This is a genomic window from Candidatus Hydrogenedentota bacterium, assembly GCA_035416745.1.
In the GTDB taxonomy this organism is placed as follows: domain Bacteria; phylum Hydrogenedentota; class Hydrogenedentia; order Hydrogenedentales; family SLHB01; genus UBA2224.
On the sequence record DAOLNV010000023.1, the window covers coordinates 58389 to 65315 of the forward strand.

The following is a 6927-nucleotide window of genomic DNA, read 5'->3' on the forward strand; positions in this document are numbered from 1 at the left end:
GCCGAATGGCGCATAGACAAAGCTTGGCAAGAACGCGGGCAACGCGGACGACACTTCGTAGGTGTAGACCATCTCGCCGATGGCGGGAATGTAGGTGCTGTCGCTGAACACCGTGATCGTCGGCGGCTTCGTATGGTCGGTTACCACGACGGGGCCGGAGACGGTCTCGGGGAACCCCGCGACCTCGCGAGTCTGCGCCCCGGTGTAGTAATCGGTGTCGGTTACATTGCCCTGGATCACGTGCCGCTGTAAATCCCCCGGATCGAAATACCACGGCGGCGTGTCAAGAAACGCGAGGTACTGGCCGGCCGCGATGCCGGGTCCGATGGTGATGCTCAGATCTTCAACGGGATAGCTGTTCGACAGCGAACCGGGGTTGAAGAACGCCTGGACGCCGTCCCGCACCGGCGGCACGGGCGGCGCGAACGGGAGCGCGGGAAGAATCCCGTCAAACGGCCCGCCAGAAGGCGATGGCTCAACCCATGGGCGCCACGTAGCAGACGCTACAGGAGAGTACGGATGCGAAGTCCCGAACCCAAAGGGTATTGGCCCCTGCGCCGCATAGGGACCGGGGGCGTTGTTCAGCGTCATGATATCCGACGGCTGCGCAGGCGCGGTCGGAAGCACGAGCACCGGCCGCGGCGGGATGGTGTCGATCAGGCAATGGCGGCCGTTGATGGCCTGCTCGACGATCACGCCGCCGTCGGTCAGGTCAACGGGGTCGTCGCCCCAATACTCGCCTCCGCCAAGGGGGATCACGATGGCGGCATGGCCGTCAGCCAGATAGTCCCCCTGAGAAGGCCCGCCGCTGCCGTCCATATCCTCGATAAGCGTCGTGATGGGCGCGGCATTGGTGCCGAAATAGACGCCCTCGCCGTAGCTCTGGAGTTGGATTTCGATGCAGCGGGCGCGATTCGCCGGAATGTCGAGAGCGCCATTGGCGAACACCACGCCCTGAGGCACCAGGTAGATGCTGCCGGGCACAATGACGCCGTAGACGCGTATCTGCACCTGGAGCTCGCCGGCATCCATGGCGGGCACGGGGTCGGGTATCACCTCGGCATAGTACCAATACCGCATGTCAATGTCGGGGTTGCCGCCCATGAGTTCGTCGGCCCCGATGTCGGGCAGCCGCGGCTGACTCTCTTCTCCAGGTGGAGGTTCAGGCCATTCTCCGGTGCCTTGGACATTAAAGGGCTCGCCGAGGTCGGGCCGGGTTTCGAGTTCGTAGTCGGCCTCGGTGAACGGCCTTTCGATAAACTTGCCGGCCTTGTCGCGCACGGGATTCAGCTCGTTGCGGCCCCAGAGGGTGCCGTCGCCGACGACCTCGAGTTTGCCGCGCCACCACGGCTTGCTTGCGGGCGCGCCCTCGGGCAGCAGCATCGGGTCTTTGGCGATGCTGCCCGTGCCCGGGTTCACGTTCACATAGTCGCGGTAATTCAGATACACGTCATTGAACAGCAGGTCCGCGGCGGAAGGCTCCAGCATATCCTCGCTGTCAATCACGTAGAAGATATTGTCCGGATTGCTGGTGAGCATGCTGTCACCGACGGGAGCGGGCGGGCCCGGGTCGTCCACGTAGTTCGTGACCGTCACGACCACCTTGTAATGGTTGCCGGCCGTTGTCGGGTCGGGATACCCGTCAGGCTCCGCGGCCCCGGTCTGGTTATTGAGAAGGTCCAGGGTCGAGTCGGGCTCGGCATGGAGCAGCGGATCGAGCAAGGTCATGAAATCCGGCGCCCGAATCACGATCATGTTGGGCGACACGCTGAAATGGTATAGCACGACTGGCACCGTCGTGGGCACGGCGCTTGACTCGTCGGTGAACGAGAACGTCACGATGACGCGGTCATCGAAGTTGTAGCCCGTGATGGTGATGAACTGCTCGGGGTCCTGCATCAGTCCGGGCATCAGCGAAGTGTTCACGTAGATCTGGTTGGGCTCGATCTCGACGATCTTGGGCGGCCCGTCCATGATATACGTGAACCGTTCGGGTTCGGGTGCGCGCGCTTCGACCGGCGCGGGCTGGGTATTGCCCGCGGCGGTGATGGTCCACACCGAACTCACGTCGTAGGTGGCGGGCAGACCGAACGGCGCCGGAGGCGTTTTCACGCGGATATACCCGCTGTTATAGGCGGTAACCATCGATTCGACCGCTCCTATCCGCGCCATCGGATATTCGTCGATCGGGAAGTCGGCCCCTTCGATATTGAGCACGTCGCCGCCGCTGACCGGCCCCCAATGGACCGGTTCGGCGATGCGCCAGCCGCCGTTTACGGGCGGCGCGTCAACGTGATGCAGCGTAAGCGCGTTCGAGGTGTTGTCTTTGATCAGGAAACTGTTGTTGCTGGCATCAATGAGATATTGTCCGGCCAGCGAGCCCCAGCCGGGGTCGGGAACCGCGGTGAACTGTTCCGTGCCCGCGTTCCACGTGCCGCTGAGGCCCGAATCGATGGGATAAGCCCCGCGCACGATGCGCCAGGCCCCGCTCGACGGCGAGCCGCCGTACAGCGTCAGCATTTCGTCGGAATTGGTCTGGATCATGTACGCGTTGAACGCCGAATCGAGCAGATAGTGCCCGCCATACGCGCCGGGCTCCCATCCCGCTCCGGCTACCGTAAATGTTCCCGCGGCGCCGGCGCCGGCTACGCCCGACTCGACCGTCCTGGGCGACACGTTGGTCTTGATAATCCGCGGCAGGAATTCCCAGAAGATGATGCCGTCCACGACGACGTCTTCGTCGAGCTTCAGTCCGGTGCAGCCGTCGTAGGTGACGAGGGCCACGTCGACGGGGTTCACGTTGCCGGGGGAACTGGTCGGCACGCCGTACGACGCCACGTCGAACACGGTGAACACCGCCTCGAAGAACGAGATCACGGTGCACTCCGCCGCGGGGACGGTTCTCAGGCTCAACGCGTTGCCGGGCCACCGCAGCTCGACATCGGTCCACGGCCAAGTAGTAGGTGAACCATCTTCGGGGTCAGGCTTATGAGCCAGCCCGGAGCCCAGCACCCGCACCTGGAACTCCTCATCGGCCAGCGGGGCAGCCGGCACGGTGCGCGGATGCACCGCCCGAGCGTAGAGGCGCCAGGCCGAGCCGTCCGGCGGCACATAGACCCCGTCCTTCAGGGTCGAATACAGGGCATAGTTCACGGGATTGAACGCGCTCGTGGAACGCAGCACGACCGTGACGTCTCTCTGGCCGTACAGCCCCGCGGGCAGGCTGTCCAGCGAGAACTCGATGAAGGTTGCTCCAAAACCGCCCGGATCCGGAACGATGGAGGTAATGTCCGCCTCGGGAATCTGCTTGTTCTCGACGTAGACCCAGAAATCGTTCACGGCCCACGAATAGATGTACGAACTCGCCCCTGCCGACGTGGACGGCACAACGGTGAGGATGGCCCTGTTGTTCGCACAGTTCAGCGTAGCGCCAACCACTTCAAAGTACACGTCGGGATCGTTTATCCAGAAGAAGCGGGAGCTGGTGCGCTTGTAATCGTTCAGGGGGGCCGGGCCGTAGGTGTCCTGCAGGTCCGCGCTGCGCACGTTTTCGATCGCGACCGCCAGCCCGGCGGTGTTGAACGCGGGTACGTAGGGCATCCCGCCGGTACGGTCGATAAACGCGTTCGCGACGGTGATGTCGTCGGGGCGCGCAGGCAGCGCGAATTCGATGAACCGCTGCGTGTGTTTTACGTGCTGTTCGACGTTCTCGTTGGGCATGGCCACGCCGTCCGCCCCCGCGTCGCCCGGATTGTTGAGCGGATCGTCGATGGTGTAGGTGTTGCCCCCGAGATCGTCGAAGGTGATGCGGAGGCCGGCGTCAAAGCTGTCGCCGTACAGCGTGCGCGTCGTGAGCGCGGCGGAATTGATCAGCGCGCCCGAGTTGTAGTCGATAAAGTTCGACGGGGACCACTCGAATTCGTCGGTTGACAGGAACGGCAGCTCGGGGTCGTTGTCCAACAACGGGGTGCTGTCGGCGAAATACGTGAACCCGGTGGGCAAGATGTCGTACAGGCCGTTGGGATTGGTGATCTCGACGTCGTACGAGCCGCCTGCGCCGAACTCGGCGAGCGGCACCTGCACGTCGATGATCTTCCGCCAATCGCCTTCCGGAAGACCGCTGACAAGGGTGGAAACCGACGCGTACGGACACATCTCGCCGCCGATGCGCACCGTGCATCCGTCGGCGAGATTCCAGCCGAGAATGTCGATGCGGAAGATCTGTCCGGGGTCTGCGTCCGTGTTCAGGCGGCGGTAGAAATTGGGCATGACCTGCACGATATCGGGCCGGCTGCCCACGGTGGCCGTGGAATCTTCGCCGCGGTAGCGGTATTCGCGCATGTTCTCGTCGCCGGCGGGACTGTCGGTATGCGCGCCGGAGGGATAAAGATTGCGCACCAGCACGTCCATGGGGGCGCTGTTGTGAAAGATCGGATCATACCAACCGGGGGCAGCGGGCGCTTCCACGTGCAGCAGCGCCGACGACAGCCATGTGCGCTCGTTCGCCCGGAGGTCGCCCGGCCGCACGATGGACCACGCGCCGTCGACGAGGGCGGCGGTCGGGCCCGCAAGCGTGAGCGTATCGACCGTGTTGGACGTGATGAGCCAGCGGGTCCCGCCCTGCGCCAGGTAGTTGTCGCGGAACTGGTCCGGGATCCATACCGGCACGGGGTTGTATGGCGCGAAGGTGTTGGGCCCAACCACGCCGTTCGGACCCAAATCGCGGGTCATCCCGCCGTCGATGAGCCCGTTGCTGTTGAAATCCCACCATACCTCGCCGTCGACGTTGAACCGCACGCCTTCGACCAGCACCCAGTTGCCGCCCTCGGGCGGGCCGTGCGACGGGGTCACCAGGGTCACTTGAGGCTCTACGGCCGGGTCCTCGACGTAGGTGAACGCGTCCTGCAGGGTGTACGTGCGCTCGTCTTCGGTGCCGAACGCCCGCACGATATGCACATCGACCTTGCCCGGCGCGCTGTTGTACGACGGCGGAACAAGCCCCTCGAGACGGTCGGGAGCGCTCAGGGGATTGAACAGGACGGGGGGATTGTCCGCGCCGATGTCGCGCGGGCCGAAATACACCCGGGTATCGGCGCCGGCCTCGCTCAAGTTCTTCCCGTAAATGGCCGCGCTGGCCCCGCCGGTAATCACGTCCCACTCGGGGATGATGGCGATCCCGCCCGACCAGACCAGGCCGCCGCCGCTGGGTTCCAACGAGGCGGTAGCGTTCTTGTACACGATGCTGTTGCGGACGCGGGCATACTTGGGCGGCTCGGTGCCGCTGCTGACCGCCCAGCTCCGATTGACCCAGACGCCGTGCTGGCCGTTGCCAATGATTGCGCAATGAATAATATCGGTAAAGGTGCCTGGGGAGTCCGGATTGGTGTCGATATGCACGCCGTCGATGGCGTTGTCCGAGATGCTGCAGTTGATGAGCAGCGCCGACGCGTTGTTGCCCTCGATGGATACGCCATGATTGGGGTGCGCGTCCATCCAGCAGCGGTTGATGGTCGGGCGGTAGGGACTGGTATAGTCGCCCGCAATGCGGATGCCGTTGACGCCGCCTACCAGATGCAGCCCCTCGATGCGGGGACTGTAGAGTTTGGACGTGTCGTTTATGAAATTCGCGGTTGTGGTGCTGATGGTGATCACGTCCAGGCCGTTGCCGTCGAGGACGGGCTCGTAGACGTCCGACCCGCTGTACCGCGTGGAGCCGAGGATGCGCACATCGGCGTCGGCGGGCATGGTCACGCCGCCCGTCCACGGCAGACTGTTGTTGCGCGCCACGACCAGCACCGTGTACGGCTCGCCCGCGTCCCGCGAATAGGTGACGGCGTCGTTGATGGCCAGCTGTACGTCGCTGTAGGCCTCGGTCACGTCGGCCACGTACTGGCTCCAGTAGGGCGGGGCCTCGGTCACGTCCACCACGACGAGCTGGTTCGGGACGAGCTGCGCCGCCGCGGGCAACGCCGTGAGCATCGCCGCCAGGACCAGCCATCGGACACGCCGGTAGTGCGTCATGTCAGTCATAGACCCGTCTCCCGTCTCGCGGCGCGCGGGGCGGGCGCGTCCGCCGCGAGATAGTCGAGACATCTCTCGTTCGTCCGGCAGCGAACCGGGCCGCGCGGCCCGTGCGCCGCAATCGAGAGCGTTGTCGCGGTTTGTGTATGCTTAGCGCTCATAGATGGTCCGAACCTTCTTTTGAGCCGTCGTTACGAAATCGTTGCGCCAGTCGCGCTGGCCGTCGCCGTTCAAGTCTTCGACCGAGATATAACCGGACTCGGCCGTCACGTTGATCTCGAACACGTCCGAATGCGCCGTGATCAGGTTGGCCATGCGCCCATACCGCCCGACCCGTTCGAAGAACTCTGCTTGTGGATTGCCGGCGCTAGCGGCGGTGACCAGCGGCGGAGGAGCCGGGGCCCAGCTTTCCGGCGTCCCAAACGTCTCCGCGAAATAGGCCGCCACATCGCCCACCGACCGGTAGTAGCGCCCGTCTTCCCACACATAGCGGCCGCCGACGATGTTCGCGGCAAGGTCGCGCGCGGCAATTACCTCCGGAGAGCCCGGGCCGTAATTGTCGGTGTCGGCCAGGAACGTAAACGCTCCCGTTAAGGCGTCATACCCGGCCAGCACGCCGGGGATGCCCAACAGCGGATTGAACGCAGGGCTCGCCGGGTTAGACGGACCGCCGTTGGTGGGCATCATCTCGGCGGTGTTGATGTTGATGCGGCCGTGGGCGCGGGCGCGCGGCGCGAGCACCACCCGCGAGAACCGGTTGAGTTTGCCCGGGGCCGCCCAGTTCCGCAGGAACAGCGCGAGGTAGCTGTTCTCGACCTTCACCATCCCGTAGTGGATGACCCCCTCGGGATTGGGCACCGCGCCATACCGCATTCCGACGGATTCCTGGTTCTCGCCGCGAAGCAG

2 protein-coding genes are annotated in these 6927 nt (G+C 64.5%); both read right to left on the bottom strand.

Annotated features, from left to right (window positions below; translation table 11 throughout):
- Window positions 1-6030, bottom strand: a 6030-nt coding sequence (locus tag PLJ71_09665) for a hypothetical protein (GenBank protein ID HQM48946.1), incomplete at its 3' end; no start/stop codon positions are given.
- Window positions 6031-6171: 141 nt separating this feature from the next.
- A partial coding sequence (locus PLJ71_09670; GenBank protein HQM48947.1) for a hypothetical protein occupies window positions 6172-6927 on the bottom strand: 756 nt, incomplete at its 5' end.